Below are 16,973 nucleotides of genomic sequence, written 5' to 3' on the forward strand. Positions count from 1 at the left end.
ATGAAATTTCAGAAACGATATGTTATCTCGGCGGCGATACTTCTCGCCTTGGGCGCGGCGGTGTATGTGAACTGGCAGTTCAATTCCACGGCGGCGTCAACCCCGAAGGAGCTTGGTGCGGCCTCGTATGTGAACGCGACTGTCGCGTGCACCTATGACGAGGCTGTCGAAACCTCCGCGCTCTCGAAGGAGCAGCGAAATTACTTTGCCACCGAGCGCACAAAGCGTCAGGCTACTCAGGACAAGGTGATCGACGAGGCAAAGGAGATATTTAACCTCGAGAATGCCGATGAGGGAGAGGTCAGCGAGGCGCAGAAGAAGGTCGAGCAGATCCTCAAGAACTTCACCATTCAGGACAGCATCGAGAGTATCATCAAGGCAAAGGGCTTTTCGGAGTGTATGTGCTACATCAGCGACGACGGAGTGACCGTTGTGGTGCCCGAATCGGAGCTTAACGACTCGACCGCGCTGATTATCGACGACGCGGTGATTTCACACTACGACGTGTCCTACGAGAACATTTCAATAGTCGGCGCGTAATGATCAAAGAGGCGGATTTTTCCGTCTCTTTTTGTTTACATTCCCGACCTTATGTGCTATAATATAATTGAATAAAAATGTAAAGTTGGTTGTATTATGTGTGAAACAGAAAACAATGAAGTAAAGCTAACAAGAAGCGAAGCGAGAGAACAGGCGTTCATGCTTCTTTTCTCAAAGTCCTTTGACGACGAGCCTCTTGAGGAAACGATTGAGGATAACGCCGAGATGTTCCGCGGTGGCGTCTGCGGCTATGCGCAGGCGGTTGTTTCGGGCATGGAGGTCAAGGGCGAGGAGGTCGACGCGGAGCTTTCCAAGTACCTCAAGAAGGGTTGGACGCTCAAGCGCATCTCAAAGCCTTCGCTTGCTATCCTGCGCCTTGCGGCGTATGAGATCCTTTACCTCGACAGCGTGCCCGACGGAGTTGCTGTCAATGAGGCGGTAGAGCTTGCGAAAAAATACACTATTGACGAGAGCGGTTTTGTAAACGGCATTCTCGGCTCATTGGTTCGCGCGAAAGAGGCAGAGAAATGAGCCTGTTTCTCGGAATCGACACTTCGAATTACACAACTTCGGTTGCGCTTTATGACTCCGCGACAGGTGAGATCGCGCAGAAAAAACAGCTCCTTCCCGTAAGGGAGGGTCAGCTCGGTCTGCGCCAGAGCGACGCTGTCTTTCACCACACCGCACAGCTCCACACGCTTTTCGGGGAGCTGCTTGAAGGTGTGAACCCAAGAGAAATAGCCGCCATAGGCGTGTCCACGCGGCCGCGCCCGGTTGACGGCTCGTATATGCCGTGTTTCACAGTCGGAGAAAACACGGCAAAAATTTTATCCGCCGTGCTCAGGGTTCCGCTCTTTGTGTTTTCGCATCAGGAGGGACATATCGCGGCGGCTCTGTACAGCGCGAAGAGAGATGATTTGTTTGACAAGGAGTTTCTCGCCTTTCACGTCAGCGGCGGCACGACCGAGGCGGTTATCGCAAAGGGCGACGGCTTCGGCTTTTCGGTTCAGATGGCGGCAAAGACTCTTGACCTAAACGCGGGACAGGCTGTTGACAGGGTAGGGCTGATGCTCGGACTGCGCTTTCCGTGCGGTATGGAGCTTGAACGCCTTGCTGAGCAGAACACTGAATCCGTTAAGGTTCGTCCGACTCTCAAGGGCTGTGACTGCTGCCTGAGCGGAGTTGAGAACCGCTGCAAAAAGCTCCTTGAAAGCGGAAAGAGCAGGGAGTATGTCGCGGCGTTCTGTATCGAAAGTATTCGCGTAACGCTTTCCGCCATGACAGACGCGATTTTTGAAAAATACGGCTCTATGCCTGTTGTCTACGCGGGCGGAGTCATGTCGAACAAAATCATTAAAAATTCTTTTGAAGAAAAATACAACGCGGTTTTTGCCGAGCCTGTTTTTTCCTCGGACAATGCGGCGGGAATCGCATATCTATGTTTCAGGAAGTTTGAAAATGTATACACCTAAATTCACAAGTCCGCCGGTGCTGACGGTCTCGCAGATTGACAATTATATCCGCAGTGTTGTCCAGAGCGACCCGCGATTGATGAACGTCATTGTTACGGGAGAAATCACCGATATGAAATCACCGTTCTCGGGTGCGAAGCATAATTATTTCATGCTCAAGGACAGCGGCGCGGTGATAAGTGCCGCTATGTTCATCGGCGACGCGCGCAGAGTTGTTTTCCGTCCCGAAAACGGCTTGAAGGTAATCTGCCGCGGCAGGATAGACTTTTATCCGCCGAGCGGCAGACTTCAGCTTATCATCGAGGATATGCAGCCCGACGGTATCGGCGCGCTCAGTCTTGCCTTTGAGCAGATGAAGAAAAGGCTCGAAGCCGAGGGATTGTTTAAGAAGGAACACAAGAAGCCGATTCCGAAGTTTCCGCGCACAGTCGGTGTTATCACCTCGCCGACGGGCGCCGCTGTCAGGGATATTATACACAATCTATACAAGCGCTTTCCGTGCGTGGATATGATCCTTTACCCGACTCTTGTACAGGGCGACGCCGCACCGGCGCAGCTTGTCAGAGCGGTGCAGGAGCTTGACGCGTCGGGCTTGTGCGATACGATCATCATAGGCAGAGGCGGCGGCTCTATAGAGGAGCTGTGGGCGTTCAATGACGAAAAGCTCGCTCGTGCGGTTTATAACTGCAATACTCCGATAATCTCAGCCGTCGGTCACGAAATCGACCACACTATCTGCGACTTTGTCGCCGACGCAGCGGCGTCGACCCCGACTGCCGCCGCGGTTCTCGCGGTTCCCGACCGGGCGGATCTCAAAGCAAATTACAACGCGCTCCATAAAAGCATGAATTCCGCCGTGAACAAGCTGCATGACAGACAGGCAAAGCACCTGACCGAAATCAGACGCATGATGGACGCGCTCTCGCCGCAGAAGTCCTTTGACAGGTATGACGGAAAACTCAGGCTGCTTGAGCACCGCATGCAGAACGCGGTTGATAAGAAATTGAGCAAGGGTGAGCATGCCGTTAAATCAGCGGCTGTAAAGCTCGAGAGCCTCAATCCGATCGCGGTTCTCGCTCACGGTTACTCAATCGTCGAATCAGACGGAAAGCTGATAAAAAGCAAAGAACAGATAGGGAAGGGCGACAAGCTCACCCTGACCTTCTCGGACGGAAAAACAACCGCCGTCGCCACAGGAGAATAAATTATGGCATTCACACATCTCCATGTTCATACCGAATACAGCCTTCTCGACGGCGCGTGCCGCATAAAGAAGATCGCCGCCGCCGCGAAGCAGAAGGGCTTTGATTCCCTTGCAATAACCGATCACGGCGTCATGTACGGCGTGATTGATTTTTACCGCGCCTGCAAAAAGGAGGGTATTCACCCCGTCATCGGCTGCGAAGTATATGTCGCGCCTAAATCGCGGTTCGACAAGACAAATTCCTTTGAAAAATACTACCACATGGTTCTCCTTTGCGAGAACAACACCGGCTACCATAATCTGATCAAGCTCGTATCAAAGGGCTTTACCGAGGGCTTTTACTCAAAGCCGCGTATAGACGACAGCCTTCTCGAGGAGTACCGCGAGGGCTTGATATGCCTGTCAGCCTGCCTTGCGGGCGAGATTCCGCGGAAGCTGTCCGCGGGCGATTACAAGGGCGCAAAGCAAAAGGCGGAGTATTACCGCGACCTCTTCGGCAGAGAGAACTTTTATATTGAATTGCAGGATCACGGGATCGAGGAACAGAAGCGGATCATTCCCGACCTTGTCCGTATCGCCGACGAAATAGGGGTAGGACTTGTCGCGACGAACGACAGCCACTACATCGAAAAAGAGGACAGCGTGATTCAGAGCATACTATTGTGTATCCAGACAAACCGCACCCTCGACGACCCCGACAAGATGGAGTTCAAGACGAACGAATTCTATCTCAAGACTGAGGACGAAATGCGCGAGGTGTTCTCAAAATACCCACAGGCGCTCGAGAATACCCACGACATCGCCATGCGCTGCAACGTTGAGTTCGAGTTCGGCGTCCGCAGGCTTCCTCATTACACGGTTCCGAATAACGAGAACCATCTCGATTACTTCCGCCGTCAGTGCTATAAGGGATTGAACAGACACTACGGCGACAATCCCGACCAAAGCCTTATCGACCGCCTCGAGCACGAGATCGGTATAATCAACAGAATGGGCTTTGTCGATTACTTCCTGATCGTCAATGACTTTGTGCAGTACGCAAAGTCAAACGGCATTCCCGTCGGCCCCGGCAGAGGTTCGGGTGCAGGCTCGCTGTGCGCCTACTGCATCGGCATCACGGAGGTAGACCCGATAAAATACAACCTGATTTTTGAGCGCTTCCTCAACCCCGACCGCGTAAGCATGCCCGACTTTGATATCGACTTCTGTGCCGAGCGCAGAGGAGAGGTCATCGATTATGTCGTGCGCAAATACGGCGAGGACAACGTCGTCCAGATCATCACCTTCGGCACTCTCGGCGGCAAACAGGCTATCCGCGATATCGCAAGAGTAATGGGCTTGCCGTACGCTGTGGGCGATGAAATCAGCAAGATGGTTCCGCGCGAGGTCAATATAACGATCAGGCGCGCCATGGAGCTTAACCCCAAGCTGCGCGAACGCTATGACGGAAACCCTCAGATAAAGGAGCTTCTCGATTATGCCATGCGCGTTGAGGGTATGCCGCGCCAGTCGGGTATGCACGCGGCAGGCGTAGTTATCACGGAAAATCCCGTTTCGGACTACGTTCCGCTCTCGAAAAAGGACGACAACGTCGTCACCCAGTTTACCATGACCACCATAGAGGAGCTTGGCTTGCTCAAAATGGACTTCCTCGGACTTCGCAACCTCACGGTTATCGACGACGCGGAAAAGCTGATCAGGCGGTCGCACCCCGATTACGATCCCGGCTCTATCCGTGACGACGACCCCGCGGTCTATGATTTATATTCAAAGGGACTGACAGAGGGCGTGTTCCAGTTTGAGAGCAACGGCATGAAGAGCGTGCTGACCCGTTTGAAGCCCGACAGCATCGAGGATCTGATCGCCGTCGTTTCGCTTTACCGCCCGGGTCCCGTTGACAGCATTCCGACGTATATCGAGTGCCGCCACAACCCCTCAAAGGTCAAATACAAGCACCCTCTGCTCAGGGATATTCTCGGCGTGACCTACGGCTGCATCGTCTATCAGGAGCAGGTCATGCAGATTCTCCGCACCCTCGCGGGTTACAGTCTCGGCAGGGCTGACACCGTCCGCCGTGCAATGAGCAAGAAAAAAGCTGATGTAATGGAGCACGAGCGCGAGGTATTCATCAACGGCGAGGTCGATGAGAATGGAAATGTTATTACCGAGGGCTGCCTGCGCAGGGGCGTGGACAGACGCGTCGCGGAGTCGCTTTTCAACGAGATGGAGAGCTTCGCGCGGTACGCGTTCAATAAATCCCATGCCGCCGCCTACGCGATTGTTTCATACAAGACCGCGTGGCTCAAGGTTCACTATACGCGCGAGTATATGGCGGCGCTTCTCTCGAACTTCCTCGACGACCAGAGCAAGCTCGCCAAGTATACAGGCGAGTGCAAAAACTTCGGTATACGTGTCCTGCCGCCGCATGTTAATTACAGCATGCCCGGCTTTTCGGTCAGCGGAAAGGATATCCGCTACGGTCTGCTGGCGGTAAAGAACATCGGCAGGCAGTTTATCGACCAGATAGTCGTCGAGAGACGGTACAAGCCCTACAGCTCGTTTTATGACTTCTGCAAGCGCAACCACGGCAGGAACATGAACAGCCGCGCGCTCGAGAGCCTGATAAAATGCGGCGCTCTCGACGGCTTAGGCGCGAACCGCCGCCAGATGCTCACCATGAGCAAGACGGTTCTCGACGACCTCGACTACGAGTCAAAGCATAACCTGAACGGTCAGATGTCGCTGTTTGACATGGGCGCTCAGGAGGTCAAGTCCTCTGAGCCTGTTGTGCCCGACCTGCCCGAGTTCCCCGAGGACGAGCTCATGCGAATGGAGAAGGAGATCGCGGGCATGTACATTAGCGGCCACCCTGTCGATAAATACTCATTATTCTCTGAAAGAATAGAAGCTGACAGCATCGGCGATATCATTGCCGATGAATCCGAGTATCACGACAGACAGAAGGTAACTGTTGTCGGCATTATCGCCAAGGCGAGCACCATTCAGACCAGCACCCACAAGCTGATGGCGTACGCGACGGTGGAGGATCGCTTCGGTTCGGTTGAGCTTGTGATTTTCCCGAATGTCTACGAACGCTGCTCTATTCATCTGATCGAGGGGAATGTCGTTGTTGTCAAGGGCGCGCTCGATTTCAGAGAGAATCAGGCGCCAAAGATCATCTGCGATACGGTTGACAAAGCGCGCCCGAACGAGGAGTGTGAAAGCACCCCTCAGTCCGCGCAGAAGCCTGAGCAGAACATAAAGCCCTCAAATCAGAGCTTTTCAAAGCCGCAGCAAGGCGGAAGCGTTATTCCGAAGAACCCGACAGCGCTCTATATCAAGATCGACGACCTCAACACCGAGCTGTACCGCCGCGCGAAGCGTGTTATCGACATTTTCGACGGCAGAACGCCTGTGATCTTCTATCTCGCGGACACAAAACGGCAGGTAAAGGCGCCTGCCAATATGTGGGTAAGCCTCAATGAAGTGATGATACGCGAGCTGAAATACCAGCTGGGAGAAAAGAACGTTGTCGTTAAATAGAAATTGTTAATGAATACTTGTATTTGTATTCGTTATATGTTATAATATAGTTTAATTTGAATAAAAACTGCTGTGCTTATTGTACAGCGGTTATAATGGAGGATCAAGTTTAAGTGAAAAAGTTAATGTTAGGCAACGAGGCTGTAGCCAGAGGCCTTTACGAAGCGGGCGTCAAGGTAGTATCGAGCTACCCCGGAACGCCTTCTACCGAAATCACCGAATTTGCCGCAAAGTATGAGGAAATCTACTGCGAATGGGCGCCCAACGAGAAGGTTGCCGCAGAGGTCGCGTTCGGCGCTTCTCTGCGCGGTGTGCGCAGCGCCTGCGCCATGAAGCACGTAGGTCTCAACGTTGCAGCTGACCCGCTCTTTACGCTCTCTTACACAGGCGTTAACGGCGGTATGGTCATTTTCGTGGCTGACGATCCCGCTATGCACTCTTCTCAGAACGAGCAGGATTCACGTCACTACGCTATCGCCGCAAAGGTTCCTATGCTCGAGCCTGCGGATTCCGCCGAGGCAAAGCTCTTTGTCAAGGAAGCGTTTGAGATTTCCGAGAAGTTCGACACACCCGTCATCGTTCGCATGTGCACAAGAATCGCGCATTCACAGGCCGCTGTTGAGCTCGAGGACAGGGTAGAGAAGGAGCTTCCCGCCTACGAGAAGAATCCCCAGAAGTACATCATGGCTCCTGCTAACGCTATCCGCAGACACCCGTTTGTCGAGGAGCGCATAAAGAAAATCGCTCAGATGTCTGAGACAAGCTCTCTCAACCGCGTTGAGTACGGCGGAACAGAGAAGGGCATCATCTGCTCCGGCACCTGCTACCAGTATGTAAAGGAAGTTTTCGGCGACACCGTTTCCGTGCTCAAGCTCGGTATCGTCAACCCGCTTCCCACAGAAATCATTAAGGACTTTGCCGCTAAGGTTGACAAGCTCTATGTTGTTGAGGAACTCGACGGCATTATCGAGTCACACCTCAATTCCCTCGGAATTCCCTGCGTCGGCAAGGAGATGTTCTCACCGATCGGCGAGTATAACCAAACCACTATCCGCGAGGCGTTCGGACTTCCTCAGCCCGAAAACGTTACTCTCGACACAACGGTACCCGTACGTCCGCCCGTAATGTGCGCGGGCTGTCCTCACCGCGGACTGTTCTACACCCTCGCAAAGCATAAAATCACCTGTCTCGGCGACATCGGCTGCTACACCCTCGGTTCTGCGGCTCCGCTGTTCGCTCTCGATTCGACCCTCTGCATGGGCGCTTCCGTTTCGGGACTTCACGGCTTCAACAAGGCGGGCGGCGCTGACAGCGAGAAAAAGACTGTCTGCGTTATCGGCGACTCAACCTTCATGCATTCGGGCATGACAGGTCTTGTAAACGTCGCTTACAACGGCTCAAATTCCACCGTTATCATTCTCGACAACTCCATTACAGGCATGACAGGTCACCAGCAGAACCCGACAACAGGCTACAACATCAAGGGCGAGCCTGCGCTTGCCGTAAACCTCGAGGCTCTCTGCCATTCAATCGGCATTGACAGAGTCAGAGTTGTGGATCCCTATAACCTCAAGGAGTGCGAGGAAGCTATCCTCGAGGAGCTTGCCGCTGACGCGCCCAGCGTTATCATTTCGCGCAGACCCTGTATGCTCCTCAAATACGTAAAGGCAAAGCCGCCTGTTACCGTTAACAAGGACAAGTGCGTAGGCTGCCGTCAGTGCATGAAGCTCGGCTGTCCCGCAATCAGCATCAAGGATAAGAAGGCTGTCGTGGACTTCACCCAGTGCGTAGGCTGCGACGTCTGCACCCAGCTCTGCAAGCTCGGCGCTATTGAGAAAGGAGACAGATAAAATGGAAACAAAGAATGTAATGATCGTCGGTGTAGGCGGTCAGGGAAGTCTCCTCGCAAGTAAGCTCTTAGGCGCTCTGCTTGTCGCGGAGGGCTACGACGTAAAGGTCAGCGAGGTTCACGGTATGAGCCAGCGCGGCGGTTCCGTCGTTACATACGTCCGTTTCGGCGACAATGTATATTCTCCCGTTATCGCCAAGGGCGAGGCGGATTACATCATTTCGTTCGAGAAAATCGAGGCTGCGCGCTACGTTGAGAATCTCCGCAAGGACGGCAAGATCATCGTAAACTCACAGATGATCGACCCGATGCCCGTAATCACCGGCGCCGCTGAGTATCCCGAGAACGTCCTCGACGAGCTCAAGGAAAAGGGCGTGTTTGTCGACGAGATCGACGCGCTTTCACTGGCACAGCAGGCAGGCAACGCCAAGAGCGTAAACATCGTGCTCATGGGCAGACTTGCAAAGTACTTCCACATCGAAAAAGAGAAGTGGATCGAAATGATAAAGAAAACCGTAAAGCCGCAGTTTGTAGACGTAAATCTCAAGGCTTTTGAGTTGGGTTATAACTATTAAGGCGGAGCCGCGAACGGGAAACCGCGGCAGTGCATTTAATATAATGGGTTTATATTAGGAATAATAAAACAAAGGAGTGACCGCCAATGGGCAAGTATTACCAGCCCGAAATCGAAACCGCCTCCCGCGAGGAAATTCTGAGAATTCAGAATGAAAAAATTGTGAAGCAGGTCAAGCACGTATACGAGAATGTACCGTATTACCGCGACCTCATGGACAAGAAGGGCGTAAAGCCCGAGGATATCAAATCCGTAGACGACATCAAGAAGCTGCCGTTCCTCTCAAAGGCAGACCTTCGCGAGGCTTATCCCTACGGTCTGCTTGCGACAGACCTCAAGAACTGCGTCCGCATTCAGTCGACCTCAGGAACCACGGGAAAGCGCGTTGTAGCCTTCTACACCCAGAATGATATCGACATCTGGGAGGAGTGCACCGCCAGAGCCATCGTCGCCGTCGGCGGCACAGAGGACGATGTGTGCCAGGTTTGCTACGGCTACGGCCTGTTTACGGGCGGCGCGGGACTTCACGGCGGCTCACACAGAGTCGGCTGTCTGACACTTCCCATGTCGTCGGGCAACACCGAGCGCCAGATCCAGTTCATGATGGACTTAGGCTCCACTATCCTCTGCTGCACACCCTCATACGCTGCGTACATCGGTGAGACCCTCGCCGAGATGGGCTACAAGCCCGAGGACAACAAGCTCAAGGCAGGTATCTTCGGCGCGGAGCCGTGGACGGAGGAAATGAGACGCAATATCGAGGAGAGCCTCGGCATCAAGGCTTACGATATTTACGGTCTGACCGAAATCAGCGGTCCCGGCGTTTCCTTCGAGTGTGAGGAACAGCGCGGAATGCACATCAACGAGGACCACTTCTATGCCGAGATCATCGATCCCGATACGGGCGAGGCTCTTCCCGAGGGCTCAAAGGGCGAGCTCGTATTCACCGCTCTCGACAAGGAAGCCTTTCCGCTTCTCCGTTACAGAACACGCGATATCTGTGTGCTGACCCGCGAGAAGTGCTCCTGCGGCAGAACTCACGTCAGAATGTGCAAGCCCATGGGAAGAAGCGACGATATGATGATTATCCGCGGTGTAAACGTATTCCCGAGCCAGATCGAAACCGTTCTGCTCAATCAGGGCTACACACCCAACTATCAGATCATCATCGACCGCAAGAACAACAGCGATACCTTTGATATCAACGTCGAGCTCAAGCCCGAGTTCTTCTCGGATATCGTTTCCGAGAACCTCGCCAAGGAAAAGAAGCTCGAATCCGCGATGCGCACCATGCTGGGCATCGGCCCGAAAATCCACCTTGTGCCGCCTAAGTCAATCACCCGCAGCGAAGGCAAGGCTGTCCGCGTTATTGACAAGCGCAAGCTGCACGACTGATCCCGTTATCGGAGAAAGGAACAATTATGGCAATCCGACAAGTTTCCGTTTTTGTAGAAAACCGCCCGGGCAAGCTGCATGAAACCCTCAAGATGATTGCTGACTCGGGACTTAATATCCGCGCTCTGAGCATTGCCGAGACAAAGGACTTCGGCATTCTCCGCCTGATCACCTCCGACACACCCAAGACAATCGAGGTTCTCAGCAAGGAGTCTATCATCAACACAACCACCGTCATCGCCGCAAAGCTCGAGGACAGGGTAGGCGCACTCTGCTATGTGCTTGATTTTCTCGCGCAGGCTGAGGTCAATATCGAATATATCTACGCCTTCACAGCCTCCGAGGATTTCGGCGCGTACGTTGTTATCCGCGTAGACGACGCTCAGAAGGCTGAGGAGGTTCTTAAAGCGCACAACATTCCCACACTCTGTGAGGACGACATCAAGGACATCTGAAAAGCGCGTTTCGGCGGTATGGCAGTCAGAACCGTCCGGTACTATGACAAGCGCCGTATTCTGACCCCGTCCTGCGGACACAAAGGCTTCTGCGTAGAGATCGCAAGACCTAAAGAAAACAACTAAAAGATTCACTCCCCGAACTGCCGGGGAGTGTTTTGTTCTATCAGGAAAGCCGCGCGCATATAATTTAAAATACCCTTGTTTTTCACTGTTTTGAAAAAAAGTCAAACAAAGTCAAGAAAACCCCTTGACATTTCCGAAAAATGGTATACAATAGTATTAGCACTCAGGAAATGAGAGTGCTAATAACTTTATATATTAAAAATAGGAGGCTATTTTTTTATGACTATTAAACCCTTACTTGACAGAGTAGTACTTAAGGTTGAGGAAGCGGAGGAAAAGACCAAGAGCGGTATTATCCTTTCCTCAGCGGCTCAGGAGAAGCCGCAGTTTGCCACAGTTGTCGCGGTAGGCCCCGGCGGCGTTGTTGACGGCAAGGAAGTTGAAATGTACGTAAAAGAAGGCGACAAGGTAATCGCGTCCAAGTACGCGGGCACCATGGTCAAGCTCGACGGTGAGGAATACACCATCGTCAGCCAGTCCGACATTCTCGCCAAGGTTGAATAATTCAGGAGGTATATGATTATGGCTAAGCAGATTGCATACGGTGAAGACGCAAGAAAGGCTCTGATGAAGGGCATCGACCAGCTTGCGGACACAGTTAAGATCACACTCGGACCCAAGGGCAGAAACGTCGTTCTCGACAAGAAGTACGGCGCGCCCCTTATCACAAACGACGGCGTAACTATCGCCAAGGAAATCGAGCTCGACGATCCCTTTGAGAACATGGGCGCTCAGCTCGTAAAGGAAGTTTCCATCAAGACAAACGACGTTGCCGGCGACGGTACAACGACTGCCACACTTCTCGCTCAGGCTCTCATTCGCGAGGGCATGAAGAACGTTACCGCCGGCGCTAACCCCATGGTACTCAAGAAGGGTATCGCGGACGCAGTTAACGTAGCTGTTCAGGCTGTCATCAAGAACAGCCAGCAGGTTTCCGGCACAGACGACATCGCTCGTGTCGCTACCGTTTCCTCACAGGACGAGTTCATCGGCAAGCTTATTGCCGAGGCTATGGAGAAGGTAACCACCGACGGCGTTATCACCGTCGAGGAGAGCAAGACTGCCGAGACCTACAGCGAGGTCGTAGAGGGCATGATGTTCGACAGAGGCTACATTGCTCCCTACATGGTAACAGACACCGACAAGATGGTTGCCGAGCTCGACAATCCTCTGATTCTCATTACAGACAAGAAGATCTCGACAACCCAGGAGATTCTCCCGATTCTGGAGGCTATCGTACAGTCAGGAAGAAAGCTCCTTATCATCGCCGAGGACGTTGAGGGTGAGGCTCTCACAACTCTCGTACTCAACAAGCTCCGCGGCACCTTCACCGTTGTTGCTGTCAAGGCTCCGGGCTTTGGCGACAGACGCAAGGAGATGCTCCAGGATATCGCTACCCTCACAGGCGGCACAGTGATCACCTCTGACCTCGGTCTTGAGCTCAAGGACACAACTGTTGACCAGCTCGGTACAGCCCGTCAGGTCAAGATTGAGAAGGAGAACACCATCATCGTTGATGGTGCAGGCGACAAGGATGCTATCAAGGGCAGAGTTGCTCAGATCCGTCAGCAGATCGAGACCACAACCTCCGACTTCGACCGTGAGAAGCTCCAGGAGCGTCTTGCAAAGCTCGCGGGCGGCGTAGCCGTTATCAAGGTCGGCGCTGCAACAGAGATCGAGATGAAGGAAAAGAAGCTCCGCATCGAGGACGCTCTCGCCGCTACAAAGGCTGCCGTTGAGGAAGGCATCGTAGCAGGCGGCGGTATCGCTTGCATGAACGCTATCCCCGCTGTCGCTGAGTTTGTTGACACACTCGAGGGCGACGCTAAGACAGGCGCTAAGATCGTTCTCAAGGCTCTTGAGGAGCCGCTCCGTCAGATCGCCGCGAACGCGGGTCTTGAGGGCAGCGTGATCGCCGAGAACGTCAAGAGAGAGAACAAGGTCGGCTACGGCTTCAACGCTCTCACAGAGGAGTACACAGACATGGTTGCCGCGGGTATCGTTGATCCTACAAAGGTTACCAGAAGCGCGCTTGAGAATGCTTCGTCAGTCGCTTCCATGGTTCTCACCACAGAGAGCCTTGTTGCGGATATCAAGGAGCCCACACCTCCCGCACCCGCAGCACCCGACATGGGCGGCATGTATTAATAATGAATAAACGTCAAGGGTACGCTTTGTACCCTTGATTTTTTTTCGCCCATGTATTATAATGTCACTGTTAGGTGGTGTAATTATGAAAATAAAAGAAGATTTTGTACTCCGCAAGGTTGCGGATTCATATGTTGTCGTTCCCGTTAACAAGCTGACGCTTGATTTCAACGGTATCATTACCCTCAACGAAACAGGAGCGGTTCTTTTTGAGAAAATGCAGAAGGGTACAAGCAGGGAAGAGCTGATAGAAAACCTTCTTGCCGAATACGACGTTTCTCCCGAGAAGGCGGCGGCTGATGTAGATAAATTCATTCAGAAAGCAAAGGATGCTGATGTCCTTGAATAAAGAGGTTCAGCTCGACGAGGTGATAGCGATCATCTCCGAGAAGCTAAAGGCGGGCGGAACCGTGACCTTCACTCCGAACGGAACAAGTATGCTGCCGATGCTGCGCGACGGCGAGGACGTTGTTGTGCTCAAGGGCACCGAGGGAAAAAGGCTGCATCTGTTTGACGTACCTCTTTACCGCAGGGATAACGGGCAGTACGTGCTGCACCGCGTTATAGATTTTTGCCGCGACGGGTCTTACGTCATGTGCGGCGACAATCAGTTCGCAAGGGAAAAGGGGATCCGCGACGACCAGATCATCGCGGTAATGACGGGCTTTTACCGCAAGGGCAAGACGTATTCCGCAAATTCATTTCTGTACCGTGTGTATGTCAATTTCTGGTACTACACGCGGCCGTTCCGTCACACCTATTCGTTCGGAAAGAGCAAGGCGTCGCGCCTGTTCAAGAAAAATGACAGCCAAAAAGACAAAGAATAAGGGACTGCAGCGGCAGTCCCTTTGTTTATATCTGTTCGTTTGTCTGTTCGTTTTCCGCGGCTTTTTTCTCAGATGGTTCCGCGGCTGTTCCTTCCGTTACCGCTTCGGTGAAATCATCGGTTGTTTCCTCATCGGTTTCGTTCGCAGCGACAACAGTTTTGCTTGACTTTTTGTTGATATTCGAAATCAGCTGTTTAATCTTTGAGTAATCCGAAAACAGAATTGTATCCAGTGCGAATGCCGCCGTCGGCAGCAGCAGGGGAATGTAGGTCGCAGAATACTGCGATTTTGCCTCAAACAGCACATGGTATCCGAACGCGCCGAGAACTACAAGCGGTAAAAGCACGGTCTCAACGCCTGACTTCCGGCGGATAAAAAGCATATATATTCCCAGCGCAAACAGCAGGAACACGATCTGCATGTAGAAATTAAAGTGCAGATGAAGGAGCTGTCCGGTGCTTCCGTCGTAAATTCCGTTTGCCAGTCCGCTTGGTTCAAATGAGTGACCCTTTACCTGGCTTACCCAGATACATTCATAGCTTGGCTCGTTCCACTGGCTGAGAATTTTTTTGCTGTAGAATTCAAAAGCGTAGTTCAGATTTGTTTTAAACGCGTTCGTGCGCTGAGAGATATGCTCGCCCGCGATTTTGTTGCCCGCTTCCGTGTCGTAGTTGCCTTGCTCGTAATCATCAATCGCGGTTGTTGTATACCAGCCCGGAGCCATACCGGATTCCTGCATTCCGAGATCGAGATACATCGTCTGAGAAACGCCGCTCTCGATTTTTGTGTTGGCGCGAGCCTCGTAGCTTTTTATGATAAGCGGAGTCACGCCTATGCAGGTAACGCAGACAGCGAGTGCAAAGGCGAGGCTTTGCCATTTCTTATCCCTGATTGTGTGAAGGATCAGCATGATAACAAATGCCGCAAGGAGAATCAGGCAGTTGTACTTTACAACAATTGAGAGTGTCAGCAGCAGTCCCGACGGGATAAGCCAGACATATCTGTTCGTTTTGAAATACTTGATCAGGAAGAATGACGCCCAGATTCCCAATGACATACCGAGAACGTTTCCGTATACGAATGTGCACATCATTATCGGCTGCAAACACGCCGCGAGGAGAATGATCGCTATGAACTCAATACTTCTTTTCTTAAACAAGAGCCTTGTGATCTTGGCGAGCGCGAAATACGTGGAAGCGAGGAAAAGCACGTTCAGAACCTGAACGGGGATTGAGCTGTCGGTTCCGAAAATCCTGTAAATGATCTCCGAGAAGAGTACAAAGCCGAGCTGGAAGGGGTAGAAGTTGAAGTATGAATGTCCGTTGAAATAATCAGCCTGATAAAAATCGGTGTTGTTGAACAGCGGAGAAAAGTCGTTTTTTGCGGCCTTTGTCGCCGCTTCAAAAATATTAAGGCTGTCCGCCGCGGGCATTGATGTGACCGAGAAAACCCACACAAGCCCCAGAATGACCGTCCACACGGCGAGCGCGGCTTCTATCAGTTTTATGTTGACCTTTGCAAAGAAGTCGCAGAACCGCCGCAGCCAGAATAAAATCGCGATAAAGATCACTGTAAACAGAACGTTCAGAAAGATGTTGTCAGCTTCAAATATGACTTTCTCGTTATAGAAGTCGGCAGGATCGAAAACACTTGTCTGAAAGAAGCTCATTATTGCGATGTAGCCGAATGCCATGAATATGAGCAGACAGATGATATTTACGACCGCAAGCTCGATTTTGCTTTGTTTTTTCTTATCGGCTATCGTGTCCGGCTGAGGGTTGGCGCCGCTTAATCCTGCTCCCGATATAGTTTCTGTTTCTATTTCTGTCATTTAGATGTTAAACTCCTTTTTCACAGAGCGCTCGAAAAGCTTTCTGATACAGTCCTCAATGTCAGCGCCCTCAAAGAGCACGTTGTAAACGCTCTCTACAATAGGAAGGTCAACATGGTATTCCTGACCTAGCAGGTAGAGAGCCTTTGAGGTCATAACGCCCTCTGCGAGCTTTTCGAATTTTACGCCCTTTACAAGATCCTCGCCGAAGCGTCTGTTGTGGCTCCACGGTGAAAATAGGGTAGCCTCGTAATCGCCGAGGTGGCACAGACCGTAAGCGGAGAACTCGTTGCCGCCGAGCGCCGCGATAAGTCTTGCAATTTCGCGGGTGCCTCTCGCCATGAGCGCGCCCTTGAGAGAGGTGTAGTTCAGTCCGTCAAGAATACCCGCGGCGATGCCGATGACGTTCTTTGCCGCCGCGCCGATCTCGCTGCCGATGAGGTCGGTGCCGAGATAGAAGCGTATAAGATCGCTGTTGAATTCGCTGACAAGCTTCTTCTTGACCTCCTGGTTCATGCTGTCGATGACCATGCAGTTAGGGATTCCGCGCACATAGTCCTGAGGGTGTCCGGGGCCGACCCATACGGCGATGGGAGTCTTGCTCTCGTCAACAAAGTCGCCGACGACCTGGCTCAGACGCTTGCCCGTTGTAACCTCAACGCCCTTCATGCACAGAACGATGGTTTTGCCGTCGAGGTTGTTTTTTGCGATATCCGTCATATATGATCTGAGGTGCTGGGAAGAGATGGAGATGACAATTACCTCAGCGTGATCCACAGCGGTTTTAAGGTCGCTCGTCATTTTGATCGACTCGGGAAAGCTGAGATAGTCGTTCTTGTGCGTATCCCTGAGTCTGATGAACTCAGGGGCGTTTTCAAGACCGCTGCTGATAACGTCGTGTCCGATTTTGTCAAGATACCATGCGATGCAGCTGCCCCAGCGACCGCATCCTAAAACTGAAACTTTCATAATATCATGCTCCTGTATGTAAAAAATGTCAATCGGTTTT

Annotated in this window: 15 protein-coding genes; 13 read left to right on the forward strand and 2 right to left on the reverse strand. The window is 52.3% G+C overall.

Annotation, left to right across the window (positions count from 1 at the left end):
• The 13 genes from AB1I49_RS04895 to AB1I49_RS04955 all read left to right on the forward strand — a co-directional run bounded on the left by AB1I49_RS04895 (window position 1) and on the right by AB1I49_RS04955 (window position 14,133).
• On the forward strand, window positions 1-540 hold the full coding sequence (locus tag AB1I49_RS04895) for a SpoIIIAH-like family protein (RefSeq protein ID WP_407721538.1): 540 nt from the start codon (window positions 1-3) through the stop codon (window positions 538-540).
• A 96-nt stretch (window positions 541-636) separates the two neighbouring features.
• A complete protein-coding gene (gene nusB / locus AB1I49_RS04900; protein WP_316610220.1) occupies window positions 637-1,071 on the forward strand; it encodes a transcription antitermination factor NusB in 435 nt (144 codons plus the stop codon).
• Entirely contained in the window at window positions 1,068-2,012 is a 945-nt protein-coding gene (locus AB1I49_RS04905) for a tRNA (adenosine(37)-N6)-threonylcarbamoyltransferase complex transferase subunit TsaD (protein WP_316610222.1), read from the forward strand. The genes nusB and AB1I49_RS04905 overlap by 4 nt, the downstream gene beginning before the upstream one ends.
• Complete coding sequence (xseA, locus tag AB1I49_RS04910; protein ID WP_407721539.1) at window positions 1,999-3,216, forward strand: exodeoxyribonuclease VII large subunit; 1,218 nt, start codon at window positions 1,999-2,001, stop codon at window positions 3,214-3,216. The genes AB1I49_RS04905 and xseA overlap by 14 nt, the downstream gene beginning before the upstream one ends.
• A gap of 3 nt (window positions 3,217-3,219) precedes the next feature.
• The gene (locus AB1I49_RS04915) at window positions 3,220-6,759 is read left to right on the forward strand and encodes a DNA polymerase III subunit alpha (RefSeq protein ID WP_407721540.1); all 3,540 of its coding nucleotides are present in this window, start codon (window positions 3,220-3,222) and stop codon (window positions 6,757-6,759) included.
• A 113-nt stretch (window positions 6,760-6,872) separates the two neighbouring features.
• Window positions 6,873-8,609 (forward strand): indolepyruvate ferredoxin oxidoreductase subunit alpha, encoded by a 1,737-nt coding sequence (iorA, locus tag AB1I49_RS04920; protein WP_407721541.1) that lies wholly within the window; start codon window positions 6,873-6,875, stop codon window positions 8,607-8,609.
• A gap of 1 nt (window position 8,610) precedes the next feature.
• The gene (locus tag AB1I49_RS04925) at window positions 8,611-9,183 is read left to right on the forward strand and encodes an indolepyruvate oxidoreductase subunit beta (RefSeq protein ID WP_316610230.1); all 573 of its coding nucleotides are present in this window, start codon (window positions 8,611-8,613) and stop codon (window positions 9,181-9,183) included.
• An 86-nt stretch (window positions 9,184-9,269) separates the two neighbouring features.
• Window positions 9,270-10,577, forward strand: a complete 1,308-nt coding sequence (locus tag AB1I49_RS04930; RefSeq protein ID WP_407721542.1) for a phenylacetate--CoA ligase family protein — start codon at window positions 9,270-9,272, stop codon at window positions 10,575-10,577.
• Between the two features lie 26 nt (window positions 10,578-10,603).
• On the forward strand, window positions 10,604-11,032 hold the full coding sequence (locus tag AB1I49_RS04935) for an ACT domain-containing protein (protein WP_316610235.1): 429 nt from the start codon (window positions 10,604-10,606) through the stop codon (window positions 11,030-11,032).
• 345 nt (window positions 11,033-11,377) lie between these two features.
• Window positions 11,378-11,662, forward strand: coding sequence for a co-chaperone GroES (gene groES / locus AB1I49_RS04940; RefSeq protein ID WP_216523128.1), 285 nt, complete (start codon window positions 11,378-11,380; stop codon window positions 11,660-11,662).
• Between the two features lie 18 nt (window positions 11,663-11,680).
• On the forward strand, window positions 11,681-13,306 hold the full coding sequence (groL, locus tag AB1I49_RS04945) for a chaperonin GroEL (RefSeq protein ID WP_407721543.1): 1,626 nt from the start codon (window positions 11,681-11,683) through the stop codon (window positions 13,304-13,306).
• Window positions 13,307-13,391: 85 nt separating this feature from the next.
• A complete protein-coding gene (locus AB1I49_RS04950) occupies window positions 13,392-13,655 on the forward strand; it encodes a PqqD family protein (RefSeq protein WP_407721544.1) in 264 nt (87 codons plus the stop codon).
• A complete protein-coding gene (locus tag AB1I49_RS04955; RefSeq protein ID WP_316610999.1) occupies window positions 13,648-14,133 on the forward strand; it encodes a S24/S26 family peptidase in 486 nt (161 codons plus the stop codon). Before AB1I49_RS04950 ends, AB1I49_RS04955 begins: the two co-directional genes overlap by 8 nt.
• 25 nt (window positions 14,134-14,158) lie before the next feature.
• On the opposite strand, the gene AB1I49_RS04960 is transcribed toward AB1I49_RS04955, so the two are convergent.
• Both AB1I49_RS04960 and AB1I49_RS04965 read right to left on the reverse strand, forming a co-directional pair.
• Window positions 14,159-15,964, reverse strand: a complete 1,806-nt coding sequence (locus tag AB1I49_RS04960; RefSeq protein WP_407721545.1) for an ArnT family glycosyltransferase — start codon at window positions 15,962-15,964, stop codon at window positions 14,159-14,161.
• The gene (locus AB1I49_RS04965; protein ID WP_316610618.1) at window positions 15,965-16,933 is read right to left on the reverse strand and encodes an NAD(P)H-dependent glycerol-3-phosphate dehydrogenase; all 969 of its coding nucleotides are present in this window, start codon (window positions 16,931-16,933) and stop codon (window positions 15,965-15,967) included. It lies immediately after the preceding gene.
• Window positions 16,934-16,973: the final 40 nt, after the last annotated feature.

This window comes from Ruminococcus sp. NATIVEDY160 (assembly GCF_045819885.1).
In the GTDB taxonomy this organism is placed as follows: domain Bacteria; phylum Bacillota; class Clostridia; order Oscillospirales; family Acutalibacteraceae; genus Ruminococcoides.